General features: G+C 61.8%; 16 protein-coding genes. 6 read left to right on the top strand and 10 right to left on the bottom strand.

Annotated elements, in window-relative coordinates; all coding sequences use genetic code 11:
• Position 1 precedes the first annotated feature (1 nt).
• Genes ABH939_RS26255 through ABH939_RS26235 form a run of 5 tightly spaced genes read right to left on the bottom strand, consistent with a single transcriptional unit; the run spans position 2 to position 3834 of the window.
• Entirely contained in the window at positions 2 to 1210 is a 1209-nt protein-coding gene (locus tag ABH939_RS26255) for a DegT/DnrJ/EryC1/StrS aminotransferase family protein (protein WP_218695391.1), read from the bottom strand.
• Between the two features lie 32 nt (positions 1211 to 1242).
• On the bottom strand, positions 1243 to 2424 hold the full coding sequence (locus ABH939_RS26250) for a lipid-transfer protein (RefSeq protein WP_030535711.1): 1182 nt from the start codon (positions 2422 to 2424) through the stop codon (positions 1243 to 1245).
• Positions 2421 to 2834 (bottom strand): acyl dehydratase, encoded by a 414-nt coding sequence (locus ABH939_RS26245; RefSeq protein WP_311094255.1) that lies wholly within the window; start codon positions 2832 to 2834, stop codon positions 2421 to 2423. Before ABH939_RS26245 ends, ABH939_RS26250 begins: the two co-directional genes overlap by 4 nt.
• Positions 2831 to 3259 carry an OB-fold domain-containing protein gene (locus tag ABH939_RS26240; protein ID WP_311094254.1) on the bottom strand — a complete coding sequence of 143 codons (429 nt, stop codon included), beginning with the start codon at positions 3257 to 3259 and terminating at the stop codon, positions 2831 to 2833. Before ABH939_RS26240 ends, ABH939_RS26245 begins: the two co-directional genes overlap by 4 nt.
• The gene (locus tag ABH939_RS26235; protein WP_214924896.1) at positions 3256 to 3834 is read right to left on the bottom strand and encodes a MaoC family dehydratase N-terminal domain-containing protein; all 579 of its coding nucleotides are present in this window, start codon (positions 3832 to 3834) and stop codon (positions 3256 to 3258) included. Before ABH939_RS26235 ends, ABH939_RS26240 begins: the two co-directional genes overlap by 4 nt.
• A gap of 65 nt (positions 3835 to 3899) precedes the next feature.
• Between ABH939_RS26235 and ABH939_RS26230 the strand changes: the two genes are divergently transcribed.
• Positions 3900 to 4613, top strand: coding sequence for a TetR/AcrR family transcriptional regulator (locus ABH939_RS26230; RefSeq protein ID WP_175280092.1), 714 nt, complete (start codon positions 3900 to 3902; stop codon positions 4611 to 4613).
• On the opposite strand, the gene ABH939_RS26225 is transcribed toward ABH939_RS26230, so the two are convergent.
• Genes ABH939_RS26225 through ABH939_RS26210 form a run of 4 tightly spaced genes read right to left on the bottom strand, consistent with a single transcriptional unit; the run spans position 4600 to position 7699 of the window.
• Positions 4600 to 6117 (bottom strand): MFS transporter, encoded by a 1518-nt coding sequence (locus tag ABH939_RS26225; RefSeq protein ID WP_404650374.1) that lies wholly within the window; start codon positions 6115 to 6117, stop codon positions 4600 to 4602. The two genes, ABH939_RS26230 and ABH939_RS26225, sit on opposite strands and share 14 nt — an antisense overlap.
• Positions 6118 to 6158: 41 nt before the next feature.
• Positions 6159 to 6728 carry a TetR/AcrR family transcriptional regulator gene (locus tag ABH939_RS26220; protein WP_007731538.1) on the bottom strand — a complete coding sequence of 190 codons (570 nt, stop codon included), beginning with the start codon at positions 6726 to 6728 and terminating at the stop codon, positions 6159 to 6161.
• Complete coding sequence (recR, locus tag ABH939_RS26215; RefSeq protein WP_003943917.1) at positions 6728 to 7348, bottom strand: recombination mediator RecR; 621 nt, start codon at positions 7346 to 7348, stop codon at positions 6728 to 6730. Before recR ends, ABH939_RS26220 begins: the two co-directional genes overlap by 1 nt.
• A 12-nt stretch (positions 7349 to 7360) precedes the next feature.
• Positions 7361 to 7699, bottom strand: coding sequence for a YbaB/EbfC family nucleoid-associated protein (locus ABH939_RS26210; protein ID WP_003943929.1), 339 nt, complete (start codon positions 7697 to 7699; stop codon positions 7361 to 7363).
• A 109-nt stretch (positions 7700 to 7808) separates the two neighbouring features.
• On the opposite strand from ABH939_RS26210, the gene ABH939_RS26205 reads away from it, so the two are divergent.
• The 3 genes from ABH939_RS26205 (at position 7809) to ABH939_RS26195 (ending at position 10501) form a co-directional block, all read left to right on the top strand.
• Entirely contained in the window at positions 7809 to 8609 is an 801-nt protein-coding gene (locus tag ABH939_RS26205; protein ID WP_003943843.1) for an Rv3717 family N-acetylmuramoyl-L-alanine amidase, read from the top strand.
• Positions 8610 to 8693: 84 nt separating this feature from the next.
• Positions 8694 to 8990 (top strand): hypothetical protein, encoded by a 297-nt coding sequence (locus ABH939_RS26200; RefSeq protein ID WP_020905903.1) that lies wholly within the window; start codon positions 8694 to 8696, stop codon positions 8988 to 8990.
• Complete coding sequence (locus ABH939_RS26195) at positions 8990 to 10501, top strand: alpha/beta hydrolase (RefSeq protein WP_404650373.1); 1512 nt, start codon at positions 8990 to 8992, stop codon at positions 10499 to 10501. Before ABH939_RS26200 ends, ABH939_RS26195 begins: the two co-directional genes overlap by 1 nt.
• Positions 10502 to 10555: 54 nt before the next feature.
• Here the strand turns inward: ABH939_RS26195 and ABH939_RS26190 are convergent, their stop codons facing one another.
• Positions 10556 to 10990: an SRPBCC family protein gene (locus tag ABH939_RS26190; RefSeq protein WP_003943959.1), complete on the bottom strand. Its 435-nt coding sequence runs from the start codon at positions 10988 to 10990 to the stop codon at positions 10556 to 10558.
• A 338-nt stretch (positions 10991 to 11328) separates the two neighbouring features.
• Between ABH939_RS26190 and ABH939_RS26185 the strand changes: the two genes are divergently transcribed.
• Together ABH939_RS26185 and ABH939_RS26180 are read left to right on the top strand one after the other, a co-directional pair.
• Entirely contained in the window at positions 11329 to 12732 is a 1404-nt protein-coding gene (locus tag ABH939_RS26185) for an FAD-binding oxidoreductase (protein ID WP_007731548.1), read from the top strand.
• Entirely contained in the window at positions 12729 to 14030 is a 1302-nt protein-coding gene (locus tag ABH939_RS26180) for a class I SAM-dependent methyltransferase (protein WP_003943932.1), read from the top strand. The genes ABH939_RS26185 and ABH939_RS26180 overlap by 4 nt, the downstream gene beginning before the upstream one ends.
• Positions 14031 to 14076 lie beyond the last annotated feature (46 nt).

Here is a 14076-nt window from a genome sequence, read left to right as displayed (position 1 = left end):
GCTATTTGAACTTCGAGGCGAAGCGATTGATGCTCTCCGCAATCCGGGCAACTTCGTCGTCACGCAGGCCGTGGCTCATGCCGAGTGTCATTCCTCGGGCGAAAACCGCGTCGGCTTCCGGCAATCCTTCGGCCGGCTGACGGAACTCGATGTTGTTCATCATCGGATGACGAGTGACGTTGCCGCTCCACACAGTTCGTGTGTCGATACCGTCGGCCTCGATGGCTTCCTGCAGGTCGCTGCGCGTGAAGGGGGCGTTCTCGTTGATCATCACCGGGTAACACAGCCACGCCGTGTCGAGACCGTCGAGTTCTACCGGCGTCGTGAAGAATTCAGGATGGGCGCCGTATGCCGCCGTGAAGGCCGCAAATGTGGCCTTACGCGTCTTGTAGTTCTGTTCCAGCTTGTCGAGCTGCACGACGCCGTAAGCTGCGCCGAGTTCGGAGGGCTCGAAGTTCCACGACATGAGCTCGAAGATGAAGTCGTTGTCGTAGTCGACGCCGTCGAGTTCTTCACGGAAGACTCGGCCGGACTTGGTACTGCCGAACAGGTTCGGCTCGCTACGACGGCCCCAGCGGCGAAGCAGCAAAGCCTTGTCACGGCTGGCTTCGTCGTCGACGCACACCATTCCACCGGTTCCCGCGCACGTGATGATGTGTGCCATCGAGAAACTGGTGACGACGATGTCCGCCCGAGACCCGGTGGGAGTACCGCGGAGCGTGGCGCCGATCGCGTCACACGAATCCTCGATCACCTTGAGTCCATGGCGATCAGCGATATCACGGATGACGTCCCAGTCTGGGCAGTTGCCGGCCAGGTTCGGCATCAGGATGGCACCGGTCTTCGCGGTGACCATGGCTTCGATCTTGGTGACGTCGACGTTGAACGTGTTGGGTTCCACGTCCACGAACACCGGCACCAGACCGGCACGCACGATCGGTGCGATGTCGGTGGAGAACGTCAACGGCGACGTGATGATCTCACTGCCGGCAGGCAGTCCGAGCAGCTCGACTGCCAAGTACAAACCCGAGGATCCCGAGTTGCACATGACACCGAACTTCTTGCCGGCCAAGGCCGCGATACGTTCTTCCATCTCGAAGACGTTCTTGCCGATGCGCAATCCTTGATGCCCGCTGCGCAAGACGTCGACAACAGCCTGTATTTCTTCCTCGCCGTGGGTGGCCCTGGCGTAGGTGATCCGCTCGCTCATCTTGTTCCTGCTTTCTCGAATAGGCGGCAGATTCAGCGATCTGCCGAGAGGACGAGCGCACTGTGCGGGACGGGAGAGCCGCCGGTCACGAGCACGTTGTCCAGAGTTTTGGTCGGTTGATTGGTGGAGGTGCCGCGGATCAGGCGAACACCTTCGGCAATACCGTTGACGCCGTGGATGTATCCCTCACCGAGTTGACCGCCGTGGGTGTTGATCGGCAGGCGACCGTCCAGCTCGAGATTGCCGTCGGCGATGAAGTCTTTTGCCTCGCCCCGACCGCAGAATCCGTACTCCTCGAGTTGAAGCAGAACCATCGGGGTGAAAGCGTCGTAGAGAATTGCGGCATCGATGTCGTCCGGCCCGATACCGGCCTGGTCCCACAGTTGGCGCGCCACGAGTTCGACTTCCGGCATGCTGTCGATGTCGTCGCGGTAGTAGCTGCTCATCGAAATCTGTTGCGGACCTACACCTTGCGCAGCGCCACTGATGACCGCAGGTTTGTGCGGCAGGTCGCGGGCGCGCTCCGCACTGACGATGACCAGCGCCTGTCCGCCGTCACTTTCCTGGCAGCAGTCGAGCAGGCGGATGGGATCGGCGATCATGCGTGAGTTCTGATGGTCCTCGATAGTGATCGGGCGTTCGTAGAACCAGGCCTTGGGGTTGTTCGCCGCATGCTTGCGTGAGAGGACCGAGATCTGGCCGAAGTCGGCGCTTGTTGCCCCGTACTTGTGCATGTACAGCTTGGCGAGGAAGGCTTCCTGCTGCGCCGGGGTCAGAAGCCCGTACGGGTTGATCCAGTTCCGATACTCCTGGTCCGTCGACGCGTTGTACGCAAAAGGTGGCGGGCCGGCGCCGAATCGGTGACCTGATCTTTCGTTGAAGGCACGGTAGACGACCACAACGTCGGCAACTCCGCTGGAGACGGCAAGCGCTGCTTGTTGAACCGGTGCGCAGGCACCGCCGCCGCCGTGTGGAATTCGGCTGAAGAACGTCAATTCCGGGATCCCGAGGGCGCGTGCGACCGCAATCTCGGGATTGTTCTCCATGGTGAACAGCGCAAATCCGTTCACCTCTTCTGCCTCGATGTGAGCGTCGTCGAGTGCGGCGATCACGGATTCGCACGCCAACTGCCATTCGCTACGGCCGGAGTTCTTGGAGAACTCGGTTGCGCCGATTCCGGCGATGGCTGCTTGCCTCGAAAATCCTCGTGTCATGCGATTACCCTTTCCACCGGTTCGAGAGTCACGTCGGCCGTCACGTGTGTTCCACGGGCGTTTTTCCCGAGAACCGTCACGGTGAGCGCCCGGCCGTCTGTGGCGGTGACCTCGCCGGTGAATGTCATGGTGTCTCCGGGATAGTTCGGAACACCAAGCCGTAGTGATGTTTTGACGATCCGTGATGCCGGGCCGGACCAGTCGGTGATATAGCGGTCGATGAGCCCGTTGGTGGTGTTGATGCTCATGAAGATGTCGGGAGTTCCGCGATCCTGGGCCTTGCCCGGATCGTGATGCACGTCCTCGAAATCCTGAGAAGAGATCGCAGTGGCGACGATCAGCGTTCGATCCAACGGCAATTCGAGGCTGGGGAGGACCGAACCCATCTCGCAGTCAATCAGTTTCGTCATTGCACCGAACCCCGTCGCCTCAGTTGCGGCAGCATCTCGCCGTGAGCGTGCTCGGAGAAGGTCACTTCGAGTTCCAAGCCGAAGTCGAGTTCCTCGTGATCGATCCCCGCGATGTCGGCAACCAGACGCGTGCCTTCTTCGAGATCGACGAGTCCGACGGCGAGTGGGTACTCGAAAGCAGGATCCTTCGGGTGATGGATGACCGTGAAGCTGTGCAACGTGCATCGCCGCGTGGATTCGACTGTGTCCCAACTGAACGAGCGGCATTCCGGGCAGGCGGGCGCTGGCGGGTGGCGCAGAGTCTTGCAATCCGCACACCGTTGGATCTCGAGGCGACCCTCTTTGGCCGCGGAGAAGAAGAAATCGTTGTCGTCGGTGACGGTGAGTCTCGGCACCGCGGTGTGGCGGGAGCCAGTCTCGCTCATGCGATTACCTCCTGGGCTTCGGGCTTGGTATCTGTCTGGGCATCTGGTTTGAATCTGAGCAGTCGAAAGCGCTCTTCGACCAGCGTCTTTCCGTCCTGGTCCACGTACTTCTTGAACAGAGTGATGAAGCACCCGTGACCGAGAGCCGTCTGTTTGAACGGCGAGATCGCTTCGATGGTGAAATGCGCGGTGACGTGGTCACCGGGGCTCAGCTCCGCGCAATACTCCTGCTCGACGTTGGTCGCGACAACGGAGGTGTATCCGGCCTCGTCCAACAGCGCCAGCAGTCGTGAATAGGCGAAGTCCTCGGAGACTCCGTCGGCACGAAGTTGCTGGACCTGCCTATAACGTCGGTAACCCGCCATCACCCAGGTCGAGATCATGGCGGGCGGACAGACGACGTCTCGACGACCGGTACTGCGAGCGGCTTCGGCGTCGACGTAGATCGGGTTGCGGTCGTCGTGCGCCTCGACCCAGTTGCGGATCATCGCCTCGTTGACGGCGTAGCGGGCGACGCGGGGTGGTTCGGCCTCTGCGCCGATGAAATTCGGAAACTGCGTCTGCAGGCTCTGCACTGAAATCCTCCGTGAACGAAAGTTGAGCAAGCGCTTGATTTTGAAGCTAGCATAGGAATCCGGAAGTGGAAACACGCGATCTCACCGACGAATTGGTTCGAGCCGGAGCTATCGGGCAGGATTGCGCTACGTTCGACGCCGGCAGCCCGGCACCCCCGAAACCCTGCCCTGAGCAGGACCGACAACCAGTGGAGATTTCAGTGGCATCACCAGATCGTCGGGAGAAGATCCTGGAGAGCTCAGCCGAGCTGTTTGCCAGGAAGGGTGTCGCCACCACGACCGTTCGCGAGATCGGCGACGCCGCCGGTGTGTTCTCGGGCAGCCTCTACCACTACTTCAAGTCGAAGAATGCGATAGTTGCCGAGCTCATGCGCGGCTTCATCACCGACATTCAGCTCCGCTTCGATCAGGTGGAGAAGACGGCAAACGACCCCGAGGAAGTCCTGCGCGGCTTGATCCGCGAGACGCTGGTCGTCATCGAACTACACCCGCACCCGACGGCGATCTACCAGAACGATCGGGCTTATCTTCGCGACAACGATCTCCTGCAATCCGTCGACGGGCCTTCCCGCCAAGTCCGCGAGCATTGGATGAAAGCGATTGCCGAAGGCGTCGATCAGGGAATCTTCCGCAAAGACGTGGCACCGGAAATTTTCTATCGATCGGTACGAGACACCTTGTGGTCGACAACGCATTGGCCGGATCGCCAGAAGTACACCACCGACGAGTTCGCGGATCTGATGATCACGCTCTTCCTCTCGGGATTCAGGGTCGCCTGACCAGATCCGGCAAATCCAGATGTTTCGGGGTTCGTCCCTGCGGCAACAGGATCGACACCGCGAACACGACCACCGCGCAGCCCGCGCACACCAGGTAGGCGACGGAGAATCCGGTCCACGACGTGGAATGTTCCGAACCGCTGATCACGAATGCAGCGAGAATGGTTGCCACCGTCGCACTGCAGATCGTGCTTCCGGACGTCCGCAGAAGTGAGTTCACCCCGTTGGCGGCCGCCAGTCGCTGACGAGGTACGGCAACCAGAATCAGCAGCGAGAGCGTGCTGTACACGATGGCAGTCCCGACCGCTGTGATACCCAGTGCTGCAACCACCCCCCACAGTGGCTTACCGGCAACGGCGTGAATCCCGTACCCGCCGGCGAGGAACACGGCGCCGGTCAACATCGCGGTCCGTGAACCGAAGCGGTCGGTGATACGCACCGCAACCGGTGAGAACAGCACCATCGCGATACTCGCCGGAATCTGGCAGAGCGCTGCCGCGATGATCGACAGGCCGTACCCGGCACCCGGCCCCTTCATCCCCTGCAGCAGTTGTGTCGTGATCAGCGTGTTCCCGAAAAACGCGAACCCGACCAGCAGAGCCGCCAGATGCGGGATCAACACCGCACGTTTCACGAGAGCACGGACGTCGACCAGCGGATTGACGTTGCGCCGCTGTTGAATTACCCAGAGCGCGAACAGCACCGCCGACGCGGCCAGCATGGAGATCACCGCTCCACTGGTCCACCCCCAACTCGACCCCTGAGTGATCGGCACAAGCAGAGCAATCATCGCGGCGCTCAGACCAACCGCCCCGACGCCGTCGAATCTTCCCGACGGATTCGGCTCGGACTCTCGAATGAACAGCACCGCAGCAAGAGTCACGGACAGCCCGATGGCGGTGGTTACCCAGAACAGGACGTGCCAATTCGAGTACTGCGCGATCATCGCGGAAAACGGTATGCCCAAAGCGGTTCCGACGCCGAGCGTCGAACTCATCATGGCCACTGCGCCGTTGACCTTGTTCCGTGGCAATTCGTCTCGCAGCATGGAGATTCCGATGGGGATGACTGCCGACCCGGCCCCCTGCAACGCTCTCGCGAAGATGAGTACAGCGATGTCCGACGACAGCGCACACAACATCGAGCCGAGAGTCATCATCGAGAAAGCAACCAGAAGCATCTTCTTCTTGCCGAACATGTCGGCGAGTCGACCGAAGATGGGAGTGACGACAGCGCCGACCAGCAGCGTGACGGTCACCAGCCAGGACACGGCCGTGCGTCCAGCGCCGGTGAAGTGCGGCAACTCCGGCAGCAGTGGAACGATGACCGTCTGCAGAACAGCCTGGAACACTGCGGCGGCGACAACGATGGGGAACAGGAAGCGGGAGCGCGGCTGCGCGAGTCCCGCATCGGAGGTGGTGACTGCAGGCGTGCCCGGCGGACGGTCGAGCGTCGTCACCCCACACCGCCTGTTCTCACTAGGTAAATATCCGTTCACCCACATTAGGTGAACGGATATTTACCTAGCAAGAATTGTGACGTCGCTCACCCGTCGAGCAGCTTTTGCACCAGCGGTGCGTACAGCGCAACCACCTCGTCCTGGGTGCCGGTGGCATGGCCGGCCATCATCCGTCGGCGCATGATCGCCACTCCGACCACCATCGACATCGCCAGTTCCGCGCGCAATCTCGCGTCGGGGCCGGACAGGCGAGCGGCGAGGGTGTCGATCATCTGCGTCGAATAGTTCTCGCGCAGCTTGCGGTTGCTCTCTTCACTGACGCCGCTCATGAACAACAAGCTCATGGACAGCGGCTTGTACGACTCCAACGGCTTGGTGAACAGCGAGACCATGCGCTCGCCGAGCGAGTCGTTCGGGGCGTCGAAGACCGTGACCGCCGCTGCCCGGAAGTCGACCAACTCGTCGTACAACTGCTCTTTGGAACCGAAGTACTTGATGATCAGCGGTGCGCTGACGCCTGCGTCTTCGGCGATGTCCTTGAGCGTGATTTCGCGGTACGGCCGAGTCGCGAATGCTTTCCCGGCCGACGCGATGATCTGCGCACGCGTCTGCTCGGACGTACGACGCACCTGCTGACCTTGCTCCGTGCCGCTCATCAAGCGTTCCGCGACAATTCACGACGGCCGGACAATGCCCGACCCAGCGTCAACTCGTCTGCGAATTCGAGATCGCCACCCATCGGAAGACCCGAAGCCAACCGAGACACCGTCAGCCCCGGAATGTCTCGCATCATGCGAACGAGATAGGTAGCTGTCGCCTCACCCTCCGTGTTGGGGTCGGTGGCGATGATGACCTCGGACACGTCGACGCCGTCCTCCTGATTTGCGATGCGAGCCAACAACTCCCGGATACGCAACTGGTCAGGCCCGATCCCCGAGAGCGGATTGAGCGCACCGCCGAGCACGTGATAGCGACCCTTGAACTCACGGGTGCGCTCGACGGCCTGAACGTCCTTCGGTTCTTCCACGACGCAGATCACCGTGCGATCGCGACGTGCGTCGGCGCAGATGCGGCACTTCTCCTGATCGGAGACAGTTCCGCACACCGTGCAGAACTGAACGCCGTCACGGATGCGCTGCAATGCATTTTTCAAACGGTCGATCTCGGGAGGCTCCACGGAGAGCAGGTGAAAAGCGATGCGTTGAGCGCTCTTCGGCCCGACTCCGGGAAGCTTCCCGAGTTCGTCGATCAGATCCTGAACCGGACCTTCGTACACGCGTTCTCGTTTCTAGAAGCCGGGGAGACCGGGAAGGCCTCCGCCGAGTCCGCCGGCCAACGGGCCGAGCTTCTCAGCAGCGACTTCCTGTGCCTTACGCGAAGCGTCCTCGATCGCGCCGATCACCAGATCCTGCAGCGTCTCGACATCTTCGGGGTCGACGACCTTGGGATCGATCTGCAGACCGACAACCTCGCCGGTGCCCTTGACCGTGGCGACAACCAGTCCGCCACCGGCCTGACCGGTCACTTCGGCCTGAGCCATTTCCTGCTGCGCCGCCATCAATTGCTGCTGCATCTGCTGAGCCTGAGCCAACAGAGCAGACATGTCGGGTGCTCCACCTGGTTGCACGAGCGGTCCTTTCTACAGAGTTATCCCCACCAGCGTAGTCGGTGCGCGCTACCGTGAGCGGGTGCGCCGGAACCAGTCAGACACCGTAAAACCGTCAAGAGGGTCAAACATGGCATCTCGTGTGTTCCGCTCCACTGCCCTGATCGCCGTGGTCGGGGCCGGGCTTCTGAGCGCTGCGTGCACGATTCCGACCGAGACTGCCGAGGCCACGACTTCGGTCGAGGTGTCTCCGCTGAGCACTGTCGCCGCTGACGTCCCCGCTGCGCTCACCGGCAAGGTCGTCTTCCTCGATCCCGGGCACAGCGGGGCGAACGACGACAGCATCAACACCCAGGTCCCCACGGGCCGCGGCGGCACCAAGAACTGCCAGACCACCGGCACCAACACCGATGCCGGGTTCCCCGAGCACACCTTCAACTGGGAAGTCGCGAGCCTGGTCAAGAGCGAACTCGAAGGCCAAGGCGCCACAGTGGTCCTGAGTCGACCGGACGACATCAGCGTCGGATCTTGCGTCGACGCACGCGCCGAAGCTGCCAATTCCTCCGGCGCCGACGTAGTGGTGAGCATTCACGCGGACGGCGCAGCAGCCGGAGCCGAGGGCTTCCACGTCTGCTACTCCGCGCCCCCGCTGAACGCGGTGCAGGCCGGCCCGTCCGTCACCTTTGCCGAAACCATGCGCGACTCACTCGTCACAGCCGGACTCACCCCGTCGACCTACATCGGTGACGACGGGCTGGCACCACGCGCCGATCTGACGGGACTCAATCTGTCGCAGCGGCCGTCGATTCTGGTCGAACTCGGCAACATGCGAAATGCCGACGAGGCAGCGCGCATGACGAGCCCGGACGGTCAGCAGGAATATGCGTCCGCCGTCACCAGCGGAGTCACGGCCTTCCTCACAACCCCCTGACCTGTCTTCTGTGGAGAAATTCCACTTGTCCACAGGTATGTCGGCACCGCCGAGGTAGCCCGCTCACCTGGATACGGTTCTGCCATGGGGCCGATACTTCAGGTAGATTTCGCTGCTCTGCAGCAACTTTCGGCTGATCTGTCTCGAATCGCGGATCAGATCTCGGGGATCGATTCCGCCGGCCCGATTTTCGAAGCCGCGGCGGCCCTGAACTCGTCCGCTGTCGCGGCTGTGTCGACTGGGAATGCCGGCGTCATCGCCGACGCGTACCGGTACCTGGCTACGCAATTGGGACTCATGGCGTCGGGAACCGCTGCCGCAGCACGTCTGTACGACGCTGCCGAGGGCGAAGTGGTGTCCGAACTGCGCGGAGCCTACTGATGCAGCCCACCGTCTCTCAGCTTCGAACATGGTCACCGGAGAAATTGCGCACAAGCGCTTCGGAATTGATCGACATCGACCGGCAGATCGAAGTCCTCGGCAATGACGCCGGACGCAGCATCGACGCCGTCCGCGAATTCTGGCAGGGACAAGCGTCGAGCGCGGCGGCAGTGCAGTGGTCTGGTATCTCGCTTTCCTCGTCGCGGCTGTCGATTGCAGTTCGCGTAGTTGCGGATCTGTATGGCGGAGCGGCCAATACGATCGGTGCGGCGCGAAAATCAGTTCTGGACCTGGTCGAGGAGGCGACTCTCGAACACGGCTTGACGGTGTCAGACAGTGGAGCGGTATCGGCACCTGAGACGAAGCAGCCATGGAATCTGGCCGACGCCATGCAAGATTCCGAAAACGCCACGGCTGCACAGGTTTTTCAGCAGAAGATCTCCACTGCATTGACGGCACTCGACGACGAAGACAACCGGGCCGCGACTGCTCTGCGTGCGGCATTCCGAGAGATCGGATCACTCCTTGGCAATCAGCCTGATCGCCTCGACCGCACTGTCGTCGACATCCTCGACGGGAGGTCGACACTCCCCGGGACACCCACGGAGCTACACCGACTCTGGGAATTGCTCACGCCCAACGAGAAAGACGCGTTGGCGAGGTGGGATCCGTCCATCGGTAGCCGCGACGGCCTTCCCGCTCTCGACCGGGACTACTACAACCGGCGGTACCTCTCTGCGCTCGAGCAGTTGCCGGATCGAACGGTAGCTGCCGGATACACGGCCGTGCGCGGCGAACTTCGACCGGACACGTTCCTTCTCTCGGTCACGGATGGGCATGCCGTCGTGGCAGTCGGTAATCCCGATGCCGCCGGCAACGTCGCAACACTGGTTCCCGGAACCGGCTCCGGGCTGTCGGGCGTCGGCGGAGACCTGCAACGAACCAAGGCCATGTACGACGCGGCGGTCAGGGCGGCGCCAACGGAAGCCACATCAGTGATCCTGTGGTCCGGATACGACGCTCCCCCAGGCATTCCCGACGCAGCCTCGGATCGGTACGCCACCTCCGCAGCGCCGAGGCTCGACAGCTTCCAGGACGGGTTACGAACCTCGCATGACGGTCCGCCTTCGCACAACGTGGTGATCGGTCATTCCTACGGCAGCACCGTCATCGGTGCTGCGACTACCCGTGGCGCTTCCCTCGACGTCGACGAACTGGTTTTTGTCGCAAGCCCCGGCGTCGATGCCGAGCGCGTGAACGAACTGAGCCTGGACGGCGTCGACTCGGCCGAGATGGCTCGCCATGTTCATTCGACGACGGCCTTCTGGGATCCGGTCCAATTGATCCCCAAGATCCTCGGAGTCCACGGGTTCGACCCGTCGGATCCGGAATTCGGCGCGCAGGTATTCACCGGATCTCCCGGGGAGCCTGGGTTCGGAGTTCACAGCGATTACTGGGAAAGCGGAAACCCCGCACTCACCGAATTCGGACGGATCATTACCGGCCCATGAAAGAAGGCGCCGTACCGGTGAAGGTACGACGCCATCTCGGTGATGCAGGATCGGTTAGACGAGTTCGCGCTTGAGGTTGTCCAGGACCTGGGCCTGGATGCGCTGCAGACCCTTCGGAGCGAACGTGCGCTCGAAGAAGCCGCCGATACCGGTGGCACCCTGCCACTGGGTGAGCGTCGTCACCGTCGTTCCGGTGCCGTTGGGGGCAACGGTCCAGGTGGTGACGAGGCTGGAGTTCGCGTCCTTCTCGGTGATGACGTTGCCGTCGACCGTCACTGTCGCCTTGACGTTGCGCGAGCGCTTTTCCGTCGCCTTGAGCGTCCACTGCGCGACGGTTCCGTCACCCTGGCCACCTTCGACGACCTTGTAGTCGAGGTACTGCTCGGACAGGATTCGCGGGCGAACCGTCTCGTAGTCCGAGAGCGCCGCGAGCACCTTGTCGGGTGCTGCTGTGACGACTGTCGAACTCATTGCATTGACCTGACCCATATGCCCTACGTCTCCTTGCTCGACCAACGCGGCTCGATACCGCGAATGACTACCCGAATCCGCACCTCGAACTGCGCAGATATTCCTTTCCATACTGCCTGCTGCGCCCGGGTATCTCGACGATCTACCCATTCCGTGTGAGCTGGTTCACCACTCGGAGCATTTACCGAGTTCGATTGCAACAACTCGATCAAATTCGGGCATTAATACCCCTCCGGATAGCTTGCACACGCAACTACCGATAGCGTCAGGGTGTGACTCTCTCGTTCAATGGGGTAGTTCAGAAGTTAGATCGAATCCGGACAAAGCAAGGCCCGGGTTCCGATGCTGCGCGTGAAATGGGGTTCGAGCAGCACAGAGAAGGCGTCGAACGCCTACTCGCGTCATACCGCGCCATTCCCGCCGATGCTTCTGTACGCCTGGCAAAGAAGACATCCAATCTGTTCCGCGCTCGCGCCAAGACGTCGGCCCCCGGCCTCGACGTCAGCGGTCTGGCAGGTGTCATCGCCGTCGATGCGCAGGCGCGCACAGCCGACGTCGCCGGCATGTGCACGTACGAGGACCTCGTCGACGCGACGCTGCCCTACGGGCTGGCGCCCCTGGTCGTGCCTCAACTCAAGACCATCACCCTGGGCGGTGCGGTGACCGGCCTGGGCATCGAGTCCACCTCGTTCCGCAACGGCCTGCCGCACGAGTCGGTACTCGAAATCGACGTACTGACCGGAAGCGGCGAGATCATCACCGCAACACCGGACGGCGAACACGCCGAACTGTTCTTCGGTTTCCCCAATTCCTACGGCACCCTTGGCTATTCGACGCGATTGAAGATCGCACTCGAACCCGTCAAGAAGTACGTCGCCTTGCGCCACGTGCGCTTCGATTCGTTGAAGAAGCTCGAAGAAACGATGGATCGCATCGTCACCGAACGCGAGTACGACGGGATCGCCGTCGACTATCTCGACGGGGTGGTCTTCACCGATTCCGAGAGCTACCTCACACTCGGCGTGCAAACCGACGAGGAAGGCCCGGTCAGCGATTACACCGACCAGGACATCTTCTACCGGTCGATCCAGCATTCGTCACTCACCCAGCCCAAGACGGATCGCTTGACCATTCGCGACTACCTGTGGCGCTGGGACACCGACTGGTTCTGGTGCTCACGAGCTTTCGGTGCACAGAACCCGAAGATCCGGCGCTTCTGGCCCAAGCAGTACCTGCGCAGCAGCTTCTACTGGAAGCTGATCGCCCTCGACCACAAGTACGACATCGGAGATCGCCTCGAAAAGCGCAAGGGCAAGCCCCCGCGCGAACGCGTCGTCCAGGACGTCGAGGTACCCATCGAACGAACCGCGGACTTCGTCTCGTGGTTCCTCGAGGAAATCCCGATCGAACCACTGTGGTTGTGCCCGTTGCGTCTTCGCGAGCCAAGCCCTGCCGCCGCTTCTGCATCACGGCCGTGGCCCCTCTACCCCCTCGAACCCAAGCGCACCTACGTCAACATCGGCTTCTGGTCTTCGGTGCCGATCGTTCCCGGTGAGCGCGAGGGGGCAGCAAATCGACTGATCGAAGAAAAGGTCAGCGATTTCGACGGACACAAATCGCTCTACTCCGACTCCTACTACTCGAAGGAAGACTTCGAGGAGCTGTACTACGGCGGCGACCGGTACATCGGACTCAAGGAACGCTACGACCCGAAATCCCGTTTATTGGATCTATTCTCTAAGGCGGTGCAACGTAAATGACCACGTTCAAAGACTCCAAAAGCCAGGACAAGCTCTCTATTGCCGAGATTCTCGAGACGCTTTCCGACGGCATGCTGCCGCTTCGATTCACCGCGTACGACGGCAGCACCGCCGGCCCCGAAGATGCCGACTACGGACTGCACCTCAAGTCGACTCGCGGAACCACTTATCTCGCAACAGCTCCCGGTGACCTCGGCATGGCCCGCGCGTACGTCTCCGGCGATCTCGAAGCCGAGGGCGTCCACCCCGGTGATCCGTACGAGATCCTGCGCATCATGGGTGACGAACTCCACCTCAAGCGCCCGTCCGCACTGACGCTCGCCAGCATCACGCGCTCCCTGGGCTGGGATCTGTTGCGGCCCATCGCCCCGCCGCCCCAGGAACATCTCCCTCGCTGGCGTCGCGTCGCAGAAGGACTGCGTCACTCCAAGACTCGTGACGCCGAAGTCATCCATCACCACTACGACGTCTCCAACACCTTCTACGAGTACGTCCTCGGCCCGTCCATGACGTACACCTGTGCCGCTTACGACAATGCGGAACAGACGCTCGAAGAAGCCCAGGAGAACAAGTACCGCCTGGTGTTCGAGAAGCTCGGACTCCAGAAGGGTGATCGACTTCTCGACATCGGCTGCGGCTGGGGCTCGATGGTCCGCTACGCGGCCAGGCGCGGTGTCAAGGTGATCGGCGTGACTCTCTCTCGCGAGCAAGCGGATTGGGCACAGAAGGCCATCGAGGACGAGGGCCTCGCCGATCTCGCCCAGGTCCGTTTCTCCGACTACCGCGACGTGGCCGAGACCGGATTCGATGCAGTGTCCTCCATCGGCCTGACCGAGCACATCGGCGTCGGAAACTACCCGGCGTACTTCGAGTTCCTCAAGGGCAAGCTGCGTGAGGGTGGGCGTCTGCTCAACCACTGCATCACCCGTCCGGACAACCGAAGCAGCGCCAAGGCAGGCGGATTCATCGACCGGTACGTCTTCCCCGACGGGGAGCTCACCGGTTCGGGTCGCATCATCTCCGAGATCCAGAACGTCGGCCTCGAGGTGCGTCACGAAGAGAACCTTCGCGAGCACTACGCACTGACGCTCGCCGGATGGTGCCAGAATCTCGTCGACAACTGGGACGCCTGCGTCGCCGAGGTCGGCGAAGGAACCGCCCGCGTCTGGGGCCTGTACATGGCCGGCTCACGACTCGGGTTCGAGCGCAATGTCGTTCAGCTGCACCAGGTTCTGGCCGTCAAGCTCGGCCCCAAGGGTGAGGCGCATGTGCCGCTTCGCCCGTGGTGGAAGGCCTAGGGGCAAAGCCCCTGTGCGCCTTTTTGGTAGTCGGCACTACCAAAAA

Source organism: Rhodococcus sp. 27YEA6 (assembly GCF_044908235.1).
GTDB classification, from domain to species: Bacteria; Actinomycetota; Actinomycetes; order Mycobacteriales; family Mycobacteriaceae; genus Rhodococcus_F; species Rhodococcus_F qingshengii.
The sequence above is the reverse complement of the archived record's forward strand: the minus strand, read 5'-3'. Positions and strand labels throughout refer to the sequence as shown.